Source organism: Ruegeria hyattellae, from assembly GCF_041537925.1.
In the GTDB taxonomy this organism is placed as follows: Bacteria; Pseudomonadota; Alphaproteobacteria; order Rhodobacterales; family Rhodobacteraceae; genus Ruegeria_C.
The window spans coordinates 438,969-460,721 of sequence record NZ_JBGOSH010000002.1; the positions used below are offsets into that span (position 1 = coordinate 438,969).

General features: G+C 59.6%; 21 protein-coding genes. 9 read left to right on the forward strand and 12 right to left on the reverse strand.

Features of this window, described 5'->3' with window-relative positions; all coding sequences use genetic code 11:
- Positions 1-10: 10 nt before the first annotated feature.
- The 7 genes from AB1E33_RS06030 to AB1E33_RS06060 all read left to right on the forward strand — a co-directional run bounded on the left by AB1E33_RS06030 (position 11) and on the right by AB1E33_RS06060 (position 8,580).
- Positions 11-1,072, forward strand: a complete 1,062-nt coding sequence (locus AB1E33_RS06030) for an ABC transporter permease (RefSeq protein ID WP_372576352.1) — start codon at positions 11-13, stop codon at positions 1,070-1,072.
- Positions 1,072-1,839: an ATP-binding cassette domain-containing protein gene (locus AB1E33_RS06035; RefSeq protein ID WP_372576353.1), complete on the forward strand. Its 768-nt coding sequence runs from the start codon at positions 1,072-1,074 to the stop codon at positions 1,837-1,839. The genes AB1E33_RS06030 and AB1E33_RS06035 overlap by 1 nt, the downstream gene beginning before the upstream one ends.
- Positions 1,836-2,486, forward strand: a complete 651-nt coding sequence (locus tag AB1E33_RS06040; RefSeq protein WP_372576354.1) for a nucleoside/nucleotide kinase family protein — start codon at positions 1,836-1,838, stop codon at positions 2,484-2,486. Before AB1E33_RS06035 ends, AB1E33_RS06040 begins: the two co-directional genes overlap by 4 nt.
- Positions 2,487-3,129: 643 nt before the next feature.
- Positions 3,130-3,471: a hypothetical protein gene (locus tag AB1E33_RS06045; protein ID WP_372576355.1), complete on the forward strand. Its 342-nt coding sequence runs from the start codon at positions 3,130-3,132 to the stop codon at positions 3,469-3,471.
- Positions 3,468-7,064: a choice-of-anchor D domain-containing protein gene (locus AB1E33_RS06050; RefSeq protein ID WP_372576356.1), complete on the forward strand. Its 3,597-nt coding sequence runs from the start codon at positions 3,468-3,470 to the stop codon at positions 7,062-7,064. Before AB1E33_RS06045 ends, AB1E33_RS06050 begins: the two co-directional genes overlap by 4 nt.
- Entirely contained in the window at positions 7,061-7,342 is a 282-nt protein-coding gene (locus AB1E33_RS06055) for a hypothetical protein (protein ID WP_372576357.1), read from the forward strand. The genes AB1E33_RS06050 and AB1E33_RS06055 overlap by 4 nt, the downstream gene beginning before the upstream one ends.
- A gap of 2 nt (positions 7,343-7,344) precedes the next feature.
- Positions 7,345-8,580 carry an MFS transporter gene (locus tag AB1E33_RS06060; RefSeq protein ID WP_372576358.1) on the forward strand — a complete coding sequence of 412 codons (1,236 nt, stop codon included), beginning with the start codon at positions 7,345-7,347 and terminating at the stop codon, positions 8,578-8,580.
- 56 nt (positions 8,581-8,636) lie between these two features.
- On the opposite strand, the gene AB1E33_RS06065 is transcribed toward AB1E33_RS06060, so the two are convergent.
- Both AB1E33_RS06065 and AB1E33_RS06070 read right to left on the reverse strand, forming a co-directional pair.
- The gene (locus AB1E33_RS06065) at positions 8,637-9,284 is read right to left on the reverse strand and encodes a glutathione S-transferase family protein (RefSeq protein WP_372576359.1); all 648 of its coding nucleotides are present in this window, start codon (positions 9,282-9,284) and stop codon (positions 8,637-8,639) included.
- A 70-nt stretch (positions 9,285-9,354) separates the two neighbouring features.
- Entirely contained in the window at positions 9,355-10,131 is a 777-nt protein-coding gene (locus AB1E33_RS06070; protein ID WP_372576360.1) for a transporter substrate-binding domain-containing protein, read from the reverse strand.
- A gap of 110 nt (positions 10,132-10,241) precedes the next feature.
- Between AB1E33_RS06070 and AB1E33_RS06075 the strand changes: the two genes are divergently transcribed.
- Positions 10,242-10,988, forward strand: a complete 747-nt coding sequence (locus AB1E33_RS06075) for an amino acid ABC transporter ATP-binding protein (RefSeq protein WP_372576361.1) — start codon at positions 10,242-10,244, stop codon at positions 10,986-10,988.
- 17 nt (positions 10,989-11,005) lie between these two features.
- Complete coding sequence (locus tag AB1E33_RS06080; protein ID WP_372576362.1) at positions 11,006-11,758, forward strand: amino acid ABC transporter permease; 753 nt, start codon at positions 11,006-11,008, stop codon at positions 11,756-11,758.
- A 159-nt stretch (positions 11,759-11,917) separates the two neighbouring features.
- On the opposite strand, the gene AB1E33_RS06085 is transcribed toward AB1E33_RS06080, so the two are convergent.
- From AB1E33_RS06085 to AB1E33_RS06130, 10 genes are all read right to left on the reverse strand, one after another.
- A complete protein-coding gene (locus AB1E33_RS06085) occupies positions 11,918-13,267 on the reverse strand; it encodes a sigma-54-dependent transcriptional regulator (RefSeq protein ID WP_372576363.1) in 1,350 nt (449 codons plus the stop codon).
- Between the two features lie 4 nt (positions 13,268-13,271).
- Positions 13,272-13,397, reverse strand: coding sequence for a hypothetical protein (locus tag AB1E33_RS06090; protein WP_372576364.1), 126 nt, complete (start codon positions 13,395-13,397; stop codon positions 13,272-13,274).
- A gap of 2 nt (positions 13,398-13,399) precedes the next feature.
- A complete protein-coding gene (locus tag AB1E33_RS06095) occupies positions 13,400-14,716 on the reverse strand; it encodes a c-type cytochrome (protein WP_372576365.1) in 1,317 nt (438 codons plus the stop codon).
- Positions 14,697-15,878, reverse strand: a complete 1,182-nt coding sequence (locus tag AB1E33_RS06100) for a formate dehydrogenase subunit gamma (protein ID WP_372576366.1) — start codon at positions 15,876-15,878, stop codon at positions 14,697-14,699. The genes AB1E33_RS06095 and AB1E33_RS06100 overlap by 20 nt, the downstream gene beginning before the upstream one ends.
- A gap of 197 nt (positions 15,879-16,075) precedes the next feature.
- Complete coding sequence (fdh3B, locus tag AB1E33_RS06105; protein ID WP_372576367.1) at positions 16,076-16,669, reverse strand: formate dehydrogenase FDH3 subunit beta; 594 nt, start codon at positions 16,667-16,669, stop codon at positions 16,076-16,078.
- A gap of 13 nt (positions 16,670-16,682) precedes the next feature.
- Positions 16,683-19,580: a formate dehydrogenase subunit alpha gene (locus tag AB1E33_RS06110; RefSeq protein ID WP_372576368.1), complete on the reverse strand. Its 2,898-nt coding sequence runs from the start codon at positions 19,578-19,580 to the stop codon at positions 16,683-16,685.
- A 147-nt stretch (positions 19,581-19,727) separates the two neighbouring features.
- Positions 19,728-19,913, reverse strand: coding sequence for a twin-arginine translocation pathway signal protein (locus AB1E33_RS06115; protein ID WP_372576369.1), 186 nt, complete (start codon positions 19,911-19,913; stop codon positions 19,728-19,730).
- Between the two features lie 55 nt (positions 19,914-19,968).
- Entirely contained in the window at positions 19,969-20,577 is a 609-nt protein-coding gene (locus tag AB1E33_RS06120) for a TorD/DmsD family molecular chaperone (RefSeq protein WP_372576370.1), read from the reverse strand.
- A 17-nt stretch (positions 20,578-20,594) separates the two neighbouring features.
- Positions 20,595-21,140: a DUF3306 domain-containing protein gene (locus AB1E33_RS06125; protein WP_372576371.1), complete on the reverse strand. Its 546-nt coding sequence runs from the start codon at positions 21,138-21,140 to the stop codon at positions 20,595-20,597.
- A complete protein-coding gene (locus AB1E33_RS06130) occupies positions 21,137-21,670 on the reverse strand; it encodes a DUF3305 domain-containing protein (protein ID WP_372576626.1) in 534 nt (177 codons plus the stop codon). The genes AB1E33_RS06125 and AB1E33_RS06130 overlap by 4 nt, the downstream gene beginning before the upstream one ends.
- Between the last annotated feature and the right edge of the window lie 83 nt (positions 21,671-21,753).

The window sequence follows — 21,753 nt, forward strand, 5'->3', positions numbered from 1 at the left end:
AAGTAAACCAATGCCCTCATCAGACAATTACGAGTCTGTCGCCACAAGCGCAGAACCCGAGATCGCCTCTTTTGACGATACAGAGAAAGGGCTGGTTGGACGGTTTCACCATGCGCTTCATACTACACCGGCGCTTGTTCCGCTGATCGTGCTGCTTGCAGCGATCGTGATCTTTGGACTGCTGCTGGGCAGCAAGTTCTTCTCGCCTTTCGCGCTGACCCTGATCCTGCAGCAGGTGCAGATCGTGGGCATCGTGGCTGCGGCCCAAAGTCTGGTGATCCTGACTGCGGGCATTGACCTGAGCGTCGGAGCCATTGCCGTGATTTCTTCGGTGGTGATGGGGCAGTTCACCTTCCGCTACGGTTTGCCGGTCGAGATTTCAGTGATCTGCGGCCTGCTCTGCGGCACTGCGATCGGGTACGCCAATGGCTGGCTGATCGCGGTGATGAAATTGCCACCCTTCATCGTGACACTTGGCATGTGGCAGATCGTGCTTGCGGCAAACTTCCTCTATTCCGCCAACGAAACTATCCGCAGCCAGGATATCGAAGACAACGCGCCCCTGCTGCAGGTGCTCGGCGCCAAGGTGAATATCGGCGGAGCGGTGTTTACGGTGGGTGTGATCTTCCTGATCTGTCTTGTTCTGGTGCTGGCCTATGTGCTGCGCCACACCGCCTGGGGGCGGCATGTCTATGCGGTGGGCGACGACCCCGAAGCGGCCGAGCTGTCGGGGGTTGACGTCCGCCGGACGCTGATCTCGGTCTACGCATTGGCCGGTTTGATCTGTGCCTTCGCGGGCTGGGCCCTGATCGGCCGCATTGGATCGGTGTCGCCTACCTCGGGCCAGCTTTTGAATATCGAAAGCATCACCGCCGTGGTGATCGGGGGCATCTCGCTTTTCGGCGGGCGCGGTTCGATCCTGGGCACGTTTTTCGGGGCGCTGATCGTCGGGGTCTTCACGCTGGGCCTGCGCCTGCTGGGCGCGGATGCGCAATGGACCTTCCTGCTGATCGGCGCGCTCATCATCGCGGCTGTCGCCGTGGACCAGTGGATCAGAAAGGTGGCAGCGTAATGGAACCGATCCTGAAAGGCCGTGGCCTGGTGAAGCGTTATGGCAAGGTAACTGCGCTCGACAAATGCGATTTCGACCTGATGCCCGGAGAGATTTTGGCCGTGATTGGCGACAACGGTGCGGGCAAAAGTTCTTTGATCAAGGCGGTGTCGGGCGCTGTTATCCCGGATGAAGGCACCGTGACGCTTGAAGGTCAGGACGTGCAGTTTACGTCTCCGATCGAAGCGCGCGAGGCGGGGATCGAGACCGTGTACCAGACCCTCGCCATGTCCCCCGCCCTGTCGATAGCCGACAACATGTTCATGGGCCGCGAAATCCGCAAACCCGGCTGGCGTGGCAAGTACCTGCGGCAACTGGATCGCAGGGCGATGGAAAAGTTCGCCCGCGACAAGCTGACCGAACTTGGGCTAATGACGATCCAGAACATCAACCAGGCGGTGGAAACGCTGTCGGGCGGGCAACGACAGGGCGTCGCGGTGGCCCGCGCCGCTGCATTCGGGTCGAAGGTCATCATTCTTGACGAGCCCACCGCCGCGCTGGGGGTAAAGGAAAGCCGCAAGGTGCTGGAGTTGATCCAGGATGTGAAATCGCGCGGCATCCCGATCATTCTGATCAGCCATAACATGCCTCATGTCTTCGAGGTCGCCGACCGTATCCATGTGCATCGGCTGGGCAAGCGCCTCTGCGTGATCGATCCAAAAGATTACACCATGTCCGACGCCGTGGCCTTCATGACCGGCGCAAAAGAGGCGCCCGTTGCCGCATGATGGCACTGGATCCACCGATCACTACTCTGATCGATACCATCCTCGCCGCATCCCGTGCGGGCCGGCGGCGCCTTGTGGCACTGGCCGGGGCGCCTGCCAGTGGCAAATCAACGTTGGCCGAAGCGCTTGCAGAGGGGCTCAACGCCCGCGGGTGTAACACAAAAGTGGTGCCCATGGACGGGTTTCACCTCCACAACCCAACCCTGATCGAGCGCGGCTTGCTCGACCGCAAAGGCGCGCCCGCGACCTTCGATGTCATGGGATTTGCCCATCTGGTAGCCCGGCTGCAGGATGAAGATGAAGTCTTTTACCCGACATTCGACCGTACTCGGGACATCGCCATTGCTGGTGGCGGGCTGATAGGCCCGCTATGCGACACGATCATTGTCGAGGGCAACTACTTGCTGTTCGACGCCCCCCAATGGCGCGACCTGAGCAAGCATTGGGACCTCTCGGTTCGCCTGGATGTCCCGTTGGAGACTCTCGAAAAGCGGTTGATCGACAGGTGGCTAGATCACGGGTTGTCCGAAGAGGATGCCACAACTCGCGCAACCCGAAACGACATTGCAAACGCCCGCAGCATCGCAGGGGCCATGTTGGCTGCCGACGTGACTGTCACGACAGGTTACGCAGGCCCCGCAGGCTAAGTTGTTTCGCAAACTCTGGATCGATGCGCACCCTTCAGGAATAGGGTTCTGTCCTACGCATCCAAAGAGTTGGACGGCTCTGTTGCCCCACGCGAAGAAGCACAAATTCCTATAGAAAAACCAAAGAAACGAAAGTTTCACCGTATTAGTGCCAGCTGAGTCAGGTACGTCGAAATGCGTCAGGAATGTTTCAGTAGCCGCGCGATTGATCTTGCCACCAATCCGCCGCAGCACCAAGAATTTACCGTCGATACGCAGTCATCTGGATGGCCAGTGCAGAGCCTTCAGCGAAGGCTGGATCATTGCCCCAATAACTAACGTGCTTAATGCGCTTGAAGCCAGACCATAAGGCTCAGATGGGCGATACCTCGCGCAGTTCATATTGAGGCGTTTGACGGAATCGGGGCCGGATGGTACCATTTCGCCATATATTTCTAAGTTACTGCAATTTTTACTGCGCAATTTTTACTGCGCAATTTCAAGTTAATGAGTGACAGCAACTTTCGAAGGCTGGCCCCAACAAATCGACGTGACATCAAACGTTTAACAGGTCTCGTGATCTCAATACTTTAGTGTCGGTCGTACGGAAGCCGGACAGTGTCGCTCATTATTCAGAACCTCAATTTCAGGGGAGCGTCTGATCATGGCGAATTCTAAATCGACGAAACCAAAGACACGAAAACCAAGGAAAAAGGGCTCGGACGGCTCCGGCGGTGGTAACGGCCGGGGATACGGCGACGGCGGAGGTGATGACGAGCCTACCGGCGAAGTGCCCGAAAACCTCGATGTTCACGAGGCCTTTCTGAAACACCGGCTCGAAGGGGGTGAAGAACCCTCTTCGCAAGCCTATGCCCGCGCCGTCGAACAATTCAAGAAACTTCCCGGCGCCATCCGTGGCAAGCCTGCCTTCATCCCACCCACCCCTCCGGACGACGATGACGGAGACGACGGCGATAGCAGTGGCGGAGCGGAGGGCAAGAAATGATACCAGGAACAGTTTGGAAACCCATCGGCCCCAGCCCGATCACGGGGGGGCGCGAAGATAATGGTCTGATCACATCCATCGCGACGCATCCCAGCGATCCGGACATTGTTTATGTCGGCACTGCCGATGGCGGTATCTGGAAAACAGGGGACGGGGGCGACAATTGGTTGGCCCTTTTTGACGAAGAACTGTGTCTGGCGATCGGAGAGCCCAATTGCGTGGCCATCGACCCCGGCGACACCGATGTGATCTATGTCGGCACGAGCACGCGAGGCGCAGTCTCGGTGCAGCAGAGGGTCGGCATATTCAAATCTCGTGACGGTGGTTCGAGCTGGATTCTGCTCGGTTCGGGCTATCCCGAGGGCAATGATGGAAATGCGGATGATTTCGCGAACCGCAATGTCAATTCGATCATTGTGGATCCGGCAAACTCGCAGATCGTCTATGCCGCGACGAACCGTGGTGTCTGGGTCTCGAACGATGGTGGCCAGAACTGGGTTCAGGGTATTGGTACGGCCAATTTCGACGCCCGCTCGCTGGAGCTTGACACCACCTCACCGGCAGGTGCGCGCATCCTTTATACGGGTATGAGCCGTCAAGGCGTGTTCCAGTCGACCGATGGCGGTGCCAACTGGGCGCCGATCATGACTGCGGCCACCCCGGCGGTCGCGGCTGTTCTAGGCGGCGGCGTTGTGATGGGCCAGGTCCTTGCGCGGCTTGCGCCACCGACCTCGCCTCCTGTGGCGGGTGGAATCCAGGTTATCTATGCGGTCATCGCCCATAACGTTCGGGGCTCCAACCCCGATCCAATCGGTCTGTTCATGAGCACGGATCAGGGTGCGACATGGACCCAGCAGGCCGCAGCAGGCGCAGCCGCCGCGACGACCTTTGCGGGCTATTGCATGACGCTGGCGGTTGATCCGGCCTCGCCGGGGGATGGTGCCAACGATATCTTGTATTGGGGCACTCAGAACCAGGTGCGGTCGTCCGATTCAGGCTCAAATTTCTCCAATGTCTCGAACGGTCTGCATGCCGATACCCATGCCTGGGGCTTTTTCCAGCCACCAGCACCGGCGACGACCACGATCTATTGTGGCAATGACGGCGGTATTTTTCGGTCGACGGATGACGGCGCGAACTGGACGGCGCTTAATTCCGGCGGCTTCCAGACCACGCTCATCTACAACATGGACATCAAACCCGGCGCCACCGGCGACGTGACCGTCGCGGGCTTTCAGGATAACGGGCACAAGCGCACCAACGGCGCGCTGGGATGGACGTCGATCGGCGGCGCGGATGGCTGGGACATCGTCTATGACGGTGTGACCGCGGACCGCATGCTGTTCACGCGGAACGGTGGCAACCCGGCAACCCGGGTGCGGCGTTCAACCGATGATGGCGGCAGCAACAACGACGTGACGCCGTGGGCTGGAGGCAGCGCCGAAGATGCCTTCTATCTGGCGAGCCTTGCCGCTGATCCCGGCAATGACGGGATATTCTACGTCGCGAGCAACGCGAATATTTGGCAGAGCCTCGATGGCGGCGTCACCTGGCGCACGATCTTTCCCATCGGGTCGGGCTTTATCACCCCGAGGATCGCGGTATCGCCGACCAACGGCAACAACGTAGTCGTTTCAGCCGGTGGGCAGGTTTTTGTGTCGACAAACGCGATGGCAGCGACGGTCGGGCTTCCGAATGGCGTCACTTTCGCCAATATCACACGGAACCTGCCGGGCCGAAATGTCACCCGGTCGGCCTTCGATCCCAACGATGAAACGGCGATCTTCAGCGTGCTTGGCGGTTTCGCCACGGCTGGCGCGCCGGGGCACGTTTTTCGCACGACGATTGGCGGCACCCAGTGGGCCGACATATCGCCCAACGTGAACGTGCCGTTTGGCGCCATTGCACTGGACGGGGACGAGACGCCTTCGACCATATATGCAGGCTGCGACCTGGGCGTGCTGCGTTCGGTCGACCGGGGCAATACATGGTATGTGCTGGACGACCTGCACTTCCCCAACGCGCCAGTGACCGATATCGTTGTCGGGCGCGGATCGAACGTTCTGCGGGCTGCGACCTACGGGCGTGGCGTGTTCGAATTTGCCGCGCCCGAAGGCCCGGTCATCGCCGTCAACCTCGAGGACAGGTTTGAATTCGGCAGAGTTTGCGATGGCCCTGTGTCGCTGACGTTGCAGATTTTCAATGTCGGCACAGATGACCTGATCATCAAAAGCGTGCAGCGTATCCTTGGCTCGACCGCGTTCAGCGTCGAGGCATTCCCCTCCACACCCCTGTCGATCGCACCCGGAGGAGAGGTCGATTTCACGCTGACCTATACGCCTTCGGCACCGGGCGCGGCGGATCTGGCAACTATCCGGATCGCAAGCAACGACCCGGAATCGCCAACCGTCGATCTGCTTGCAAGCGGCGAGGGCGGTACCGCGGCAGCCGAGCTGTCGATTGCAGATAGTGGCGATTTTGGCGAGGTCTGTGTCGGCAAATTCCGCGATCAGGGGCTTGTGATCAACAATTCCGGCCACTGCCCGCTGCTGGTCAGCGGTATAGCGTCTTCCGCGCCGGAATTCTTCGTGCCCATTACCGTGTCCTTCCCGCTGAAGATCGCACCCGGTGCAAGCATGACCCTGCCGCTGCGCTATCAGCCTACGGCGTTCGGCAGTGACCTGTCGGTGATCACCGTCAGCAGCAATGACCCGGACAGCCCGGCACAGCTTGAAGTGCGTGGAACCGCGCCGCCTCCGCGGTTGGTGCTGTCATTCGCCGATGACGGCGATTTCGGAAACGTCTGTGTCGATCATTTCAGCGACAAGCCGTTGGTGCTGTCCAACAGTGGCAAATGCCCGCTGACGATCATGGCAATCTCGTCGAATTCGGCGGAGTTCATCGTGCCACAGGTCCTGACCTTCCCGATCGTGATCGCCCCGGGCGCTGCGGTGCCGGTGACTATTCGGTTCCAGCCGATATCCTTCGGCCCGAAAGCAGGCACCATCACGGTGGTCAGCGATGACCCGGCAAGCCCGGCAACCATCGATCTCACCGGATTTGCCCCAAGTGGCAAACTGTCGATCACCGGCACGGGGTGCTTCGGCGGGGTCGAACTTGGGACCCACGCTCTGACCACCTTTGCCATCTGCAATACCGGCGATTGCGATCTTCATGTGACCAAGGTCGGCTTCAAGCCACCCAGCCGCTGCGAAGAGCTCTCTCACTGCGACAGCTGTGGATGCGATTGTGATTGCGGATGCGACTGCAATTGCGGATGCCAGGACGACGGCTATGGCAAACACAAGGGAAAAAGGCGGCATTGCGATCAGAAATGTCTGAACTTCAAGATCGTCAGCAACCCGTTCCCGGCGACGGTCAAGCCTGGCTCCTGCCTTGACCTGATCGTGAAATACACGCCGACCTGCAACAACTCTGCTTGTTGCAAGCTCGTGGTCAAGACCGACGATCCGAACAATAAGAAGGTGTCGATCTTCGTGACAGGTCATCTGAAACGCACGTTGCATTCGGCCCTGAAGTGTTGGGCCGGGCAAGAGCTGAGCGACATGATCAAGGCGGGAAAATCCTGTTGACCTATCGCCGCCCGATCATCCGTTACAAAGGCGACTTGCCGGTGGTGCGGCAGCGTTTCGCTGGAAAAAAGCTGCTTGCACTGTCACCCGGGCTCGCGGTGCTCCTCTCGGCCTTTCTGGCCGGGGCGGTGGCCGCCATGTTGATCATGAGTGTGTTTATCCTGGCAATCATAGTGTTGGTTCTGGGTATGTTTGCCTTCGGATTTGGCAGGCATTTGCTTGTTCGCCGTCGCGGTCCGACCCGGCGGCGGGCGCCTCATGACACGGGCAGAGGTTAAGTTTGCTGCCCCGTGAGAACGTCCCGGCCGGAGGGGCAGCGCTTGTCGCGCTGTTTCTCGCCGACCTTATCGTGCGGACAAGCTATCAGATCGGCAAGGCGCCAGTGCTGCCGGTCCTTGCGCACGGTCTTGGTGCCTCGCCGTTGCTGCTCGGCGCCATCATATCGGTATCGACCGCAACCGGGCTATTTCTCAAACCCCTTTTCGGGCTGCTTTCGGATTATCGCGGTCGGTGGATCTGGCTGCTGACAGGAACCACTCTGTTTACTGTCATCCCATGCCTTTACCTGTTTGTCGAACGACCCTCGGACCTGTTCATGTTGCGGTTGGTGCACGGGCTTTCGACGGCAATCTATGGTCCGGTGACCATGGCCTATATCGCCGCCTGGCGCAGCGAAAAAGCGGCCGAAGCCTTTGGCTGGTTCGGGCTGGCGCGCACCGCGTCCTACATCCTTGGCCCGCTTGTCGGTGGTGTCGCCTTGACGTTCGCTGCGCCTGAAACGATCTATGCTGCGACCTGTTTCCTTTCCGCGCTTGCATTCATTCCGACATTGTACCTAAGAAACGCGGATCACATCGCGATCCCGCAAACGTGGTCGGTGACTGGCGCTGTACGGTCAATCTCGTCCAGCCGCCCACTCATCGTTCTGGCCGTGATCGAGGGTACGACCTACGTGGCGATCTACGCGGTCAAGGCCTTCATGCCTGTCATGGCCCTTGTTGCCGGTCACCAGCCTCTCGAGATTGGCACATTCCTTGCGATCCAGGAGGCTGCAAATGCCGTGTTGCGCCCGCCCATGGGGCGGCTCGCCGATCGAACCCGCCCCGTTGTGCCGCTTCTGCTTGGTCTTGGAGCCCTTGCCGCAGGGCTGCTGGTGCTGTCGGCTATGGGTCCAACTCGGTTCGCAATGCTGACGGCAGCGCTGCTCATCGGGGGGGGACAGGGCGCGTTCGGCCCGGCAACATTGTCGCTTGTCGCGGGCGCGACACCGGTGCAGCATCTCGGCCTTGCCTTTGGCAGCATCGGCGCCATCCGGAACGCGGGCAAGATCGCCGGCCCGATCGTGGCCGGTGCGCTGGTCAGCACGATGTCCTACCAGGCCTCATTCGCAAGCATCGCGGCGATTCCCTTGATGATCGCGCTGTGGATACTGTGTCTATCCGGAACCTCGTTGGCGATACCTGCCAGTGAGGCCATGCGCGTCCAAAGGGTGAAGGCACCCCGGAGAGGGCGCTAGAGCGCAGTCCAAAAACAGCACGCGGTGTTTCTGTCTATATTGCAGCACAGACAGTTCTATTGCGTCGTCCCGAGCTTGGTCGCCAACCAAGCTTCGACATGTGGCATGTAATGCGCGATTTCTTCTGCAACAGAGGGGGTGCTGCTGAGCCAGTTGTCATAGGCAACAACGTTCTCGGGCCATTGAACTGCCGTTCCAAGCCGGTCCGTGATGACACGCAGCCAAATAAAGGTAATCGGGTAGCCGCAGTCGAACAGCCGCAATTGCCCATTGTCAAACCCCGAGAGCATCGTTCCGAGTTGTTCGAGTCTGGCATTCATAGCAATGATCGCGGCGCCAATAATGTCATGATCTCTTGTGGCCGGATCGACCAAGGGAAAGAACTGCCTGAGCGCGGGCTCCAGGCGGGTATCGTGAAACCTGCTCATCTCACGATACCTGGCCCGTTGTCGCGGGTTTTCCGGCATCAGCGGATTGTCTGGATAAGCCTCTTCCAGATATTCGATGATCGCCTCGGAATCTCCCAGGACAAACTCGCCGTCTTTCAGTGTCGGCAGGTTGCCGGAAGGGATGATTGACCTGTATTTGTCAGAACCGACACCGCTCGGTGGCGGCTCCTCTTTCCAATCCAGCTGCTTGTGCCGCAGGGCTATGCGCAGCTTTGCGCAGTACAGACTGTGAGGAATCGCGTAGATCGTCAGCATTCATCCAACCGTCAAACCGTCTGAACACCCGTCTTGACTGGCAGTCAGATCTCAAATCGTGAACCATATCCTACTGGGTAAGTTTCCATTTCAGGGCAAGATCTTCAAATAAATCTTGCTCTGATTTCAGCGCGATCCAAGTGTTCACATAGTTGATCCACACCTGGTCCGACTGCGGCAACAACATGGCAATTGGCGTTGGCGAGCGCGGCTCCGATACAGGCACGATCATCATCTGCGGGTATTTTTCGACCAGCTTGATGGCCTCGACATTGGAGGTGATATGGGCGTCAGCGCGGCCAGAAAGCACTTCCTGGAAATCTCGTGCTGGTGCCTCCACGATCTGGTGCTTGGCATCTGGGAAATACTGTTTGACCTGCTTTTCCTGAGTGGTGCCAAGTGTGGCGGCCACAGTTGTTTCCGGCGTGTTCAAATCGGCCCAACCCGCGAAGCGATCGGCGTTCTTGGACAGGATCAACGGAACCGTGGCGAGCGAGAAATAGCTGTCGGAATACCCTGCCGCCTTGGCCCGTGCCGCCGAAACCGACGCAGAGCCCGTAATGTGGTATTTACCCGAGCTGACGCCGTTGACCAGCGTTTTCCAATCGGTCGGAACGAACTCCACCTCAACCCCCAGATCGGCGGCAAGCGCTGTCATCACGTCGATATCATAGCCGGTGTAGCTGTTGGTCGCCGGATCTTTCATTGTCATCGGGTTCCAGTCACCCGTTGTGCCGACCTTCAAGACCCCAGTACTCAGGATATCATTCAAAGCGGATTGCGCTGTTGCCGGCACCGCGAACAACATCAGCAGAACAAATCCAAGGAGCGGCTTAATGCGTTTCATTATTGGGTCCTCCCGTACACCTGCCTGAGAAAGCATTGCTTCAAGATTAATTTATTGCATTTAGGTCAACAAATTACTACCCCTATCTTTAGCAGGAGGAGGTCGCAGGCATGCAGTCCGCTAGCCCACTTATCAAGCTGGACGCCGTTTCGAAGCACTTTGGAGAGTTCCAGGCGCTGAAACAAGTGTCGCTTGAGGTGAAGCGCGGTGAAAAGGTTGTGATCTGCGGGCCGTCCGGGTCCGGGAAATCCACGCTGATCCGTTGCGTGAACAGCCTGGAAGCACACGAAAGCGGCACAATTGTCATTGATGGCATCGAGCTAGATGAAAATCCGCAAAACATGAGAAAGATCAGGTCCAAGGTTGGGATGGTCTTTCAGCAGTTCAATCTATTTCCACACCTGACCGTTCTGGAAAACCTGATGCTGGGACCGGTCCGGGCGCGAAAGCTGTCCTCTGACAAGGCACGTGAAACTGCCCTGACATATCTGGGGCGCGTGCGGATTCCCGAACAGGCGGACAAGTACCCGCGACAATTGTCCGGCGGTCAGCAGCAGCGCGTTGCGATCGCGCGCTCTTTGTGCATGGAGCCGGAGATACTGCTATTCGACGAGCCGACCTCCGCGCTTGATCCCGAGATGATCAATGAGGTCCTGGATGTGATGGTTGAACTTGCAGACAGCGGGATGACAATGATCTGCGTGACCCATGAGATGGGCTTTGCCAAGAAGGTCGCGGACAAGATGGTCTTCATGGATCATGGCGAAATTGTCGAGGAAGCAACGCCCAAGAAGTTCTTCGCGGCCCCGGAAAGTCAACGCTGCCAGGACTTTCTGGAAAAAATCCTGCAACACTGACTGCATTGGAGATTGGGATGTTGGTGAAGCGCCCGTTAAACATAATCCTGGTCTTGCTGCTTCCGGTTCTGCTGTCTGGCTGTGCTGCGGACTGGGGTTGGTACGTGGTCAATCCGACAACCAAAACCGGTCTGACCAACCTTAAGTTTCTGCTCAGCGGGCTTTACTATACGGTTTCCCTCTCGCTGATTGCGATCTTGATTTCGGTTTTTGTGGGCCTGTTGATCGCCCTGCCAGGACTGTCACAAAAGACCTATTTGCGACGGATCAATAGGGTCTATGTCGAACTGGTCCGCGCGATCCCCATTCTGGTTCTGATCTTGTGGGTCTATTATGGCTTACCACAGGTAACCGGCTTGTCCATCGGGGTGTTTTGGGCCGGGGTGATTGCACTCGCATTGTCCGACAGTGCCTTTCAGGCCGAGATTTTCCGGGCTGGCATCCAATCCATCGACAAGGGGCAATATGAGGCCTCGCACAGCATCTCGTTGAGCTATACCGACATGATGCGATTTGTGATCCTGCCGCAGGCGATCAAACGCATTCTGCCTGCATTGGGCAATCAACTGGTCTATATGCTGAAGATGTCCTCTCTGGTCTCCGTGATTGGGATGCAGGAACTGACCCGCAAAGCAAACGAGTTGGTTGTGTCCGAATACAGACCCCTGGAGATCTATACGATTCTCGTGCTGGAATACCTGGTTCTGATCCTGATCGTATCCGCCGGTGTCCGTTGGTTGGAGCGAAGGATGAAGACAGATGAGCGTTAATGAACAATGACCACTGTGACATCAACAAGACTGGATCAGCAGGAAGGTCGAGTTGCTAAGGTAAGACAATCCTCGGAGAATCGAAATTACGTCATTACAAGGCCAGGAACAGGGCGAAACCCTGTGACTCGTTGTGTTGCAACTGTTGCAACATACCGGTCACTCAGACCAAGCCTGCATCTTGCGGTCGATGGTCTTGCGGGACACGCCCAAACGGCGGGCTGCTTCGGCGCGGTTTCCGCCGCACAAGTCAAGCATGCGCAGGATATGCCGCTGCACAACGAGATCCAGATTTTCAATCGCCTGTGTCCCGATGACACTACCGCCACCGGAAAACTCCTCTGGGAAGCCGCCCAGAATCACAGATCGTTCGATCAGGTTGCGCAACTCTCGCACGTTTCCTGGCCAGTCATAGCGGCGCAGCTTCAGCAACGTCTCTTCGTCCAGTTCTAGCGACGGCATGGCAAGGGCCGCCGAAAACTGCGCCATGAAATAGGCGGCAAGTTCGACGATATCATCCATCCGGTCCCTGAGCGGCGGCATGTCGATCTTCACCACATGGATGCGATGATAGAGATCGGCGCGAAAGCGCCCAGCCGAGACAGCAGCTTCGATGTCGTCATTGGTAGCAAACAGGAAGCGGACATTCAGCGGTATCTCACGCTCGGCCCCCACCGGGCGCACTTTCTTGTCCTCGAGCACACGCAAAAGCGCTGCCTGAACCGTTTCGGGCATCTGCGCGATCTCATCCAGCAGCAGCGTCCCGCGATCAGCCAGCAGCAACAGGCCCGGCTTCAGCCGGTCCTCGGCACCGACGATACCGAACAGTTCTTCGGCAAAGCGGTCGGGCTGGATCGTGGCGCAGTTGACCGGGACAAAGGGTGCCACGGCCCGGTCTGAGGCGTCATGCAAATGCCGCGCGGCCAGCTCCTTGCCGGTGCCGCTGCCACCTGTGAACAGAACCGACGTGGGCAGCGGCGCAAGGCGCGCCAGCATGGCACGAACCTCTTCCATCGGTTCGGAATTGCCCAACAACTTCCCATGCCCGCTTCCCGAGGACAGTTCGCGCCGCAGCAGCGTGTTGTCGCGTTCCAGGTACTTGCGGTCGAGCGTCCGGGCGACGGCGCTCAGGATCTGGTTCGCGCGGAAGGGTTTAAGGACAAAGTCACTCACCCCCGCCCGCAGCGCAGCGATGGCCGTTTCCAGATCGGCATAGGCGGTGATCAGAATTGCGTCGGCAAAGAACCCCTTGCGCTTCTGCTCGGTCAACCAATCGAGGCCCGTCCCTCCCGGCATCAGGTTATCGAGGATCACCAGGTCATACTGCGCCTCATCCAGCGCTTTGGTCGCCTGTGCCGGCGAGCCCACGGCATCCACGCGCTTTACCCGTGTCTCCAGCGTTTTTGTCAGAAAGTGGCGCATCCCCGGCTCGTCATCAATCACCAGGATCGACGCCCCCGCCAGCGAGGTGCCGTACATGTCCAGCGAGTGGCTTGGCGGCGCGTTCATAATATCAATCAAGCCTCACAGTGTCGCCCGATCTGCGCGCCTCGGTCGCATAGCCCAATTCCTGCAAGCCGAAATACGCGCCCACCGAAATGACGATCAACGCGGCAAAGCCCATCATCATGGCCTTCATGGTCAGTCCTCCTTTGTCGCGCGGCGCAAGAACGCGATCAGGTCGGCCCTGTCTTGCGCACCGGCAATCACCTGCATCGGCATCTTCGAGCCGGGAATATAGTGGTCCGGTCCCTCGTCAAACAGCGAGTCGATGGTTGTGTCGCCCCAGATAATCGCAGAGCCATTGAGACTTGGCGAGTAGCGATAGCCCGGCACGTTCCCGGCCCTGCGCCCAAACAGCCCGTGCAGCGTCGGCCCCGCCTTGCGTGATGGACCAGCATTTAGACTGTGGCAGATTGAACATTTGCGCATGAATTGCCGCTCGCCGTTGCCCATGGTGGAAACATCGCGCAGGAAGCTGCGACTCCCGCCTGCGGCAGGGTCGTAAGAGCCCAGTAACGCGACGGGCCAAGCATAGATCACGTCGTCGATCCCGCCCGCATGAATCACGGTGCCGTCGGTGGAAAAGGCCAGCGCCCAGACCGGCCCCTCGCGCATGGCGCGGAAATCGCGGGTGATCTGCCAGTTGTTGGTGTCCACGATCATGATATGTCCCTGGCCATCGCCGATGGCAAGCTGGCCGGTCTGCGGGTGGTGCTCCATCGACAGGATCGGGCGGCGATCAAGCGTATAGTCGGCCAGTTGCACACCCGTCTCTGGGTCGATCACGCGCGTGGCGCCGTCAACAGCGCCATAGGCGATCCAGTCATCGTGCACGACAACCCGGTTGATCCCAAAGCCGTGATTGGCGATCACGCGCGAGGTCAACTGGCTGTCCGATCCCTCCCAAACCCGCAGCGTCCCATCTGATGAAGACGAATAAAGAGTGCCATCCGGCGAGAACGCGACATCCGTCACGTTTGAACGGTGGTCCAGTAAGTCAGAGTTCACAAAGGTCAAAGGGTCCGACGCATTCGTGCGCAGCAGATCAACAAAGTGCAGCAGGCGAATAGATCCATCCCAGCTCGCGACTGCAATACGATCGGAATCGGGATCGGCGTGAATGGCGATGGCGCTGATCTTGCCCTTGAGTTCTGTTACCTCGAAAGGGTCGCTCAGCTGAGGATGCCAGAGAAGAACACGAAAGTCATCGCCCCCCGACAGCAACACAGGTGCAGCGTCGTAATTCAGGGCAGTCACCGCCGCATCGTGGCCCTCCAACCATTCCGGCCCCGGCCAAAGTCCTAACGAGTTGTCAAAACTTGCCGACGCAAGCCGCCCCTCGGGAGACACGTCAAGCGCCATGATCGGCCCACCATGACCCTTGTAAGTGGTAAAGTCCTGTGCTGCCGCGGGCAGCGCCAGGCACAGGCACAGGCTATTCAGCAGGCGTCGCATCTTTGGGTGCCGCTTTGCCTTCTTCTTCCAGCTCTTCCAACCACAGTGAATGGTGCTGCCGGGCCCAGGCCTCGTCCACCTCGCCGGACCCCATGGCGTCATAGGCGCCCTCCATCCCGATTGAACCGATATAGATATGGGCAATGATGATCGCCATCAGGACAAAGGCGACGATGGCGTGCCAGGCCTGAGCATATTGCATCTCTTCCTGCGGGGCGAGGGCGGTGGGCAGCGGGCCATAGATCGGCAGTTCGGTGATCCCGACACTGCGCAGAATGTCGAAGGTCTTCAGAAACATCGGGAATTCGAAGGGAAACAGCAGCGACACGCCCGAAAGCGCGATCGACGCCCCCAGCAGGATCACGCTCCAGAAGATGATCTTCTGCCCGCCATTGAACTTCTTTGCGGGCGGGTGGTTGGACCCGACGATGCCACCGGCCTGGGCAAACCAGGTCAGGTCTGTACGGTTGGGAATGTTGTGCCAGACCCATAGGAAGAACACGGTGACCAGAGCAACGATAAAGGCCCAAGCCACATTGTTGTGGATGAGTTTCGACCCCATCAGCAGTGTTGCGTTGAAATCCTTGGAAATGTAAGGCGCGATGAACATGCGGCCGAACAGGGTCAGCAAACCGGTTATTCCCAGTAGGATGAAGGAGCCTGCCAGCAGCCAATGCGCGGCCCGCTCAAAAGTCTTGAACCGTATCACGGTGCGACCGGTCATTTCATAATCCAGCCTGATCCGGCCCCGGAGAACAAAAAACACGGCCAGCAGCGCAATGGTGCCCAGCAGCAGGTACCCGCCATATTTCACCAGCGGCCCTTGTCGAAACTCCAACCACGCCATGCCGCCATCCTGCATCAGCACGGTCGCGACCTCGCCCCCCGATGACACAGTTACATCCGCCGACCCATAGCGCAGTTCGCGCCATAGCTCGGGGTCGGAGGCACCGCCGAGTGTGCCCAGCTGACCCGTCAGATCGCGGACCGCGCCGGCGGCATCACCTGTCTTGGGCGCGACCTGCTCGCCCCGCTGGCGCGCCATGATGTCCTCAAGCGTTTGCGCACCGCCAGTGGCAGAGCGATCCGGGGGTGGCGGGGCCTCCTGCGCCGCGACGGGAAGCGCCAGACAAAGGGCGAGTATGCAGAGAAGAGCGCGCATAGGAGTCCTCAAGTAGCGAAGCAGTAGGACATCGAAAATATCCCTAAGTAGCAGAGCGATAGGACACGAAAGGCATCCTCATGCAGCGAAGCGAAAAGACGCTACAGGCACCCACGATCTGCCAGCACCAACCAGAATGTGACAGTCCGGAGAAACCACCGGCGCGCGCCTGAACGGGCGCCGGTGGCAAACGGGACTTACCCGTCCTGACGACCATAGGCTGAACCCCAACCCCACGCACCAGAACCGAAGCCACGGGCCACAACGCGTTCGCGGTAGATGGCCGATACGACATCGCCATCCCCAGCCATCAGCGCCTTGGTAGAACACATTTCGGCGCAGATGGGCAATTTGCCCTCGGCGATCCGGTTGCGCCCATATTTGGCGAACTCGGCGGTGGAGTGGGTTTCTTCGGGACCACCGGCGCAGAAGGTGCATTTGTCCATCTTGCCGCGCGACCCGAAATTGCCGGCCTGCGGGAATTGCGGCGCACCGAAGGGGCACGCGTAGAAGCAATAACCGCAGCCGATGCAGAGGTCCTTGGAGTGCAGAACCACCCCTTCCTCGTTCTGATAAAAGCAGTCCACCGGGCAGACCGCCATGCAGGGCGCATCGGAACAATGCATGCAGGCCACGGAAATCGACCTCTCACCGGGGTCGCCATCATTGATGGTCACCACGCGGCGGCGGTTGATGCCCCAGGGCACCTCATGCTCGTTCTTGCAGGCCGTGACGCAGGCGTTGCATTCAATGCAGCGCTCGGCGTCGCAGAGAAACTTTGCTCTTGCCATCTCTCAGGTCTCCTTACGCTGTCCAGATCTTGCAGAGAGTCACTTTGCTCTCCTGCATCTGGGTGACTGAATCATAGCCATAGGTCTGGGCCGTGTTGCAGCTTTCACCCAACACATAGGGGTCCGCCCCTTCGGGGTATTTGGACCGCAGATCCTCGCCCTGGAAATGGCCGCCAAAATGGAACGGCATGAAGGCCACGCCCTCGCCTACCCTGTTGGTAACCATTGCCATCACCTTGACCTTGCCGCCTTCGGGTCCTTCGACCCAGACCTGGCTGCCGTCCCGCAAGCCCAGATTGTTGGCGTCACGCGGGTTGATCTCGACAAACATGTCCTGTTGCAACTCAGCAAGCCACGGGTTCGACCGGGTTTCGTCCCCGCCACCCTCATATTCGACCAGGCGGCCGGAGGTGAGGATGATCGGGTAGTCCTTTGAAAAGTCCTGCTTCTGGATCGATGCGTACATCGTCGGCAGGCGATAGAACTTGCGGTCCTCGTAGGTGGGATAATCTGCCACCAGGTCCCTGCGGTTTGTGTACAGAGGCTCGCGGTGCACCGGTATCGGATCGGGGAACGTCCACACGACCGTGCGGGCCTTGGCGTTCCCGAAGGGCGCACAACCATGCATGATCGCCACCCGCTGGATACCGCCTGACAGGTCGGTCTTCCAGTTGGTCTCGGGTCCCGCCACGGCATCAATCGCGGCGCGTTCCTCGTCGGTCAGATCACCATCCCAGCCCAGATCCATCAGCATCTGCATCGTGAATTCAGGGTATCCGTCCTGAATTTCCGACCCTGCGCTTGCGACCCCTTCAGCCAGCAGGTTCTCACCGTCCCGTTCGACGCCGAAACGCGCGCGGAAGGTCAAACCACCCTCGGCCACAGGCTTGGACATGTCATAAAGGTTCGGCGTACCCGGGTGGTTCATCTCGGGCGGTCCCCAACTTGGCCATGGCAGCCCGTAATAGTCGCCATCTGCGGGACCACCCACGGCTTGCAGCGTCGTCCGGTCGAACGTGTGCTGGTTCGCCATGTGCTTCTTGATCCGCTCGGGGCTTTGACCCGTATAGCCGATCGTCCACATACCGCGATTGATCTCGCGCAGCGTATCCTCGGGCTCGGGCGTCAGGCCGTCTTCTTCCAGCTTGATGTTGCGGAAGATGCGGTCATGGAACCCGAACTTCTTCGAAAACAGCGCGATGATCTCGTGATCGGGCTTTGATTCGAAGAGCGGGTCGATGACCTGTTCGCGCCATTGAAACGACCGATTCGACGCAGTAACCGAGCCGCGGGTTTCGAACTGGGTTGTCGCCGGAAGCAGATAGACCCCATCGGTGCGATCTTGCAGCACCGCCGAGACGGTTGGGAAGGGGTCGATGACAACCAGCATGTCAAGCTGCTCCATCGCCGTCTTCATTTCCGTCATCCGGGTCTGAGAGTTGGGCGCGTGACCCCACAGCACCATGGCCCGCACCTTGTCGGGGTTGTCCATGTTGTCGGGGTCTTCCAAAACGCCGTCGATCCAGCGCGACACCGGGATACCGGTGAGGTTCTGCAGCGACTTTTCCTTGCCATCGGCACCGGTGACTTTGGCAAACTGACCGGCCAGCCATTCAGGATCTTCTTCCCAAACACGCGCCCAGTGGCCCCAGGCCCCGGCCGACAGGCCGTAATAGCCAGGCAGCGTGTGTGACAGAACGCCAAGATCGGTCGCCCCCTGCACATTGTCATGGCCGCGGAAGATATTGGTACCACCGCCAGCGGTGCCCATATTGCCGAGCGCAAGCTGCAGCACGCAATAGGCACGGGTGTTGTTGTTGCCATTGGTGTGCTGCGTGCCACCCATACACCAGATCACGGTGCCGGGGCGGTTGTTGGCCATAGTGCGCGCAACGCGCTTGAGCTGCGAGCCGGGCGCGCCGGTCACACGCTCGACCTCGTCAGGCGTCCATTTGGCGACCTCGTCCCTGATCTGGTCCATGCCCCAGACACGGGTGCGGATGAACTCCCTGTCCTCCCATCCGTTGTCAAAAATATGCCACAGGATCCCCCAGATCAGCGCCACGTCGGTGCCGGGACGGAAGCGCACATACTCGTCCGCGTGGGCTGCGGTGCGGGTAAAGCGCGGGTCACAGACGATGACCGGGGCGTTGTTCTGTTCCTTGGCGCGCAGCAGGTGCAAGAGCGAGACGGGATGCGCCTCGGCCGGGTTGCCCCCGATGATGAATATCGCCTTGGAGTTATGAATATCGTTGTAGCTGTTGGTCATGGCGCCGTAGCCCCATGTGTTCGCAACACCCGCAACGGTGGTCGAATGGCAGATACGCGCCTGGTGGTCGACGTTGTTCGTGCCCCAATAGGCGGCGAATTTTCGGAACAGGTAAGCCTGTTCATTGTTGTGCTTTGCCGAGCCCAGCCAATAGACGCTGTCCGGGCCGCTTTCCTCCCGGATCTTCATCATGCCGCCGCCGATTTCGTCGATCGCCTGTTCCCAGCTGATGCGCTTCCACTCGCCACCCTCTTTCTTCATCGGGTATTTGAGACGGCGCTCGCCATGGGCGTGCTCGCGGACAGAAGCCCCCTTGGCGCAGTGCGCGCCCAGATTAAAGGGACTGTCCCAGCCGGGTTCCTGACCCGTCCAGACACCGTCCTGCACCTCGGCCATGACCGTGCAGCCGACTGAGCAATGCGTGCATACCGTTTTCTTCAAATCCACTTTGCCCGCCGCAGCAGTTGCAGCGTCGGCCCGGGTGACCGTCCCGCCCGTGGCGGCAATCGCCGACAGGCCCCCGATCACCAGTCCCGAACCGCGCAAAAACGCGCGCCGGTCTACCGAGGCATTGGCTGCTTCAGACAGGATACTTGTCCGCTGGGGGCGTCGCGCAACCCCGTTGGTCTTTTTCCTCAGCATAGTTTCCTCCCTTGCTTGCGTCCCGTTCCGGGTTGCTCGCTTGGTTTCGTCTTTGGCCTGCAGCAGTCGGGCGTCACGCAACCAGTCGCTGTCGGCCTGCCTCGTCCGGGCTGATTCCCGGGCGCGACCATCCTCCCTTGTTGGCGCCTAGAACCGCGCGCTGTCAAAATACGCGCGGGTATGCGCGGTATCTTGCATGGTCTCCTTGCTCGGGTCCGGCTCGGCCGCCTCTGCCTGCGCACCGGTCGCCACCGCAACCGCCGCAATAGGCGCTGCCGTTGTGGCCAGTTTCAGAAAGTCGCGGCGCGATGCACCGTCTTCTTTCCCGCTCATCGCTATGTCTCCTTTCGATGTTGTCGGCAGGTTGCCCCACCCTCAATGACGCCGATCACTCGCCGCCGCTCATCCGGAAGGCTTCTGCCTCCACGGTCATGAAGATCCGACCCACCGTGCCCACGGGTGTGTAAAAGACAGAGGTCTTGGCCTCTTCGAGGTCGGAAAAGAAATGCCCGGCCCAGGGGCCGATATGCTTGTTGAAGAACTGCTTTTGCATGGTCAGGTCCGCAGGCGGGCCGAAACGGCCAACGATCATGCTCGCCATCATCTCCATCAGGCTGGCAATGCTGTCTTCGGGTTCGAACACTGTCTCTGATCGCTGCATTCCGGACGCCGCCATGTCCTGACGCAGCAGCGCCAGCGGTTTTTCGTTTAGGAAGCCGGTCAGATAGTAGCTGGCAAAAGGCAGAAGTTCGCCCCGGCCCAATCCGATGAAGAGCTTGTTGAACTCTGTTTCCGCCGCCTTTGGCTTTGTCACGCGGGCCAGCTTTGCCAGCGTGCCGATGGCTTGCCCCAACTCGGTCTCATCACCGGTCAGGCCAGCAGTCTGTGCAAGCAGCATCTCGTCTGGCGGTCCGGCCAGCAGCGCGCCGAGGAAGTTATAAAGATCGGCGCGGGCGCGATCCATGTCTGCAATCTGAATGTCTTCGGCGGTGTCCATCTTCGGGTCTTCCATCGCTAGGCCGTATCGAAACTGAACCGCATCCGCCGCTGCGGCATCGCAACGGGCGCGGGATCAGGCTCTGGCAGAGGCTGCGGGTCGGCCTGCGCGATCAGCGGCGCAGCGTCTTCCTCTGGTTTGATCTCTTCGGTGGCGGGATCTTCGGCGGTTGCTTCTTCGTCGTCCTCAACAAAGGCGGTCAGCATGCCCTTGCCCACCTGATAGGCGGTCTGCAGGTTTTCGACGACTGTCGCGGCGTCGGTATAGTCCTCGCCGTAATCGACCAGCCCGTCGAGATTGGCGAGTGTCGGGTTCAACCGCCAGAGCCGCCGCAACGCGCGGATCTTGAGACGCTGAGGCAGTTCAGCCTGCAGGAAATCCCGAACCGCGTCCGGACTGTTTAGGGCCTCGGGTTCGGGCAGGTCCAAATCGGCCAGAATTTCATCATCCGGGCGCGCCTCAAGCCGGGCGGTTTCGGCTTCGAGCGCGCGGACTTCGACCGCCTGCGCCTCGGCCTCAACTCCGGCGCGGCGCCGGGACCAGAAATCGCGCCCATCGCTCAATGCACCCGCCTCCGTTGCCGCGCGGGTGAGGCATAGATGTCCCCCGTTCCTGCGATCCGTGGATCACCGATGCCGTCTTGCGTCAGGTCGGTGCGTTTCTTGTCACGCTTGCGTTTGACGAATACCTCATCTTGATGAAAATCGGTGACAAAGGCCTGCACCCATGCCATCAGGCCCGCAGGCATCGGCACTTTCTCGACGATCTCTTCGCCACTATCGGTGTAATCCTGCGCCTCGTAGGGCGACGCCGTGACCAGAACCACGTCGAGCGGATGATCGCCGCCCCCGTCACGCAGCACCACATAGATCGCAGGCACCTGAGCCGATAATCCATGCAGATAGGCCTCGGTCTCGGCCCCGTGCAGATCCAAAGTCAGGGTCGCGGCGTGGTATTCGACCGCTTCGCCGTCGCGGCGCAGTTCCTGCCAGTCAGAGGGCCCGGCTCCAGGCAGAACAGCAACGGCTTTCCAGCTGTAGGAGGCCCAGCGGGTCACACCGGGCAGCCGTCGCAAGACGACACCCAACGGCATGTATCGGTGCTGGTGGGGGTTTCGGATCACCCAATCTCCTCCTCGTGAGCAATCAAACCGCCAAAGTGTTCAGCCGAGAAGGG

Bases quoted from the DNA above. Each gene is read 5' to 3' on its own strand.
- AB1E33_RS06115 (WP_372576369.1), bottom strand. From the start codon at position 19,913: ATGAGCGGGAAAGAAGACGGTGCATCGCGCCGCGACTTTCTGAAACTG.
- AB1E33_RS06065 (WP_372576359.1), bottom strand. From the start codon at position 9,284: ATGCTGACGATCTACGCGATTCCTCACAGTCTGTACTGCGCAAAGCTG.
- AB1E33_RS06050 (WP_372576356.1), top strand. From the start codon at position 3,468: ATGATACCAGGAACAGTTTGGAAACCCATCGGCCCCAGCCCGATCACG.
- AB1E33_RS06130 (WP_372576626.1), bottom strand. From the start codon at position 21,670: ATGCCGTTGGGTGTCGTCTTGCGACGGCTGCCCGGTGTGACCCGCTGG.
- AB1E33_RS06100 (WP_372576366.1), bottom strand. From the start codon at position 15,878: ATGCGCGCTCTTCTCTGCATACTCGCCCTTTGTCTGGCGCTTCCCGTC.
- AB1E33_RS06080 (WP_372576362.1), top strand. From the start codon at position 11,006: ATGTTGGTGAAGCGCCCGTTAAACATAATCCTGGTCTTGCTGCTTCCG.
- AB1E33_RS06120 (WP_372576370.1), bottom strand. From the start codon at position 20,577: ATGGACACCGCCGAAGACATTCAGATTGCAGACATGGATCGCGCCCGC.
- AB1E33_RS06040 (WP_372576354.1), top strand. From the start codon at position 1,836: ATGATGGCACTGGATCCACCGATCACTACTCTGATCGATACCATCCTC.
- fdh3B (WP_372576367.1), bottom strand. From the start codon at position 16,669: ATGGCAAGAGCAAAGTTTCTCTGCGACGCCGAGCGCTGCATTGAATGC.
- AB1E33_RS06035 (WP_372576353.1), top strand. From the start codon at position 1,072: ATGGAACCGATCCTGAAAGGCCGTGGCCTGGTGAAGCGTTATGGCAAG.
- AB1E33_RS06095 (WP_372576365.1), bottom strand. From the start codon at position 14,716: ATGCGACGCCTGCTGAATAGCCTGTGCCTGTGCCTGGCGCTGCCCGCG.
- AB1E33_RS06085 (WP_372576363.1), bottom strand. From the start codon at position 13,267: ATGAACGCGCCGCCAAGCCACTCGCTGGACATGTACGGCACCTCGCTG.
- AB1E33_RS06070 (WP_372576360.1), bottom strand. From the start codon at position 10,131: ATGAAACGCATTAAGCCGCTCCTTGGATTTGTTCTGCTGATGTTGTTC.
- AB1E33_RS06075 (WP_372576361.1), top strand. From the start codon at position 10,242: ATGCAGTCCGCTAGCCCACTTATCAAGCTGGACGCCGTTTCGAAGCAC.
- AB1E33_RS06090 (WP_372576364.1), bottom strand. From the start codon at position 13,397: ATGAAGGCCATGATGATGGGCTTTGCCGCGTTGATCGTCATTTCGGTG.
- AB1E33_RS06045 (WP_372576355.1), top strand. From the start codon at position 3,130: ATGGCGAATTCTAAATCGACGAAACCAAAGACACGAAAACCAAGGAAA.
- AB1E33_RS06110 (WP_372576368.1), bottom strand. From the start codon at position 19,580: ATGCTGAGGAAAAAGACCAACGGGGTTGCGCGACGCCCCCAGCGGACA.
- AB1E33_RS06030 (WP_372576352.1), top strand. From the start codon at position 11: ATGCCCTCATCAGACAATTACGAGTCTGTCGCCACAAGCGCAGAACCC.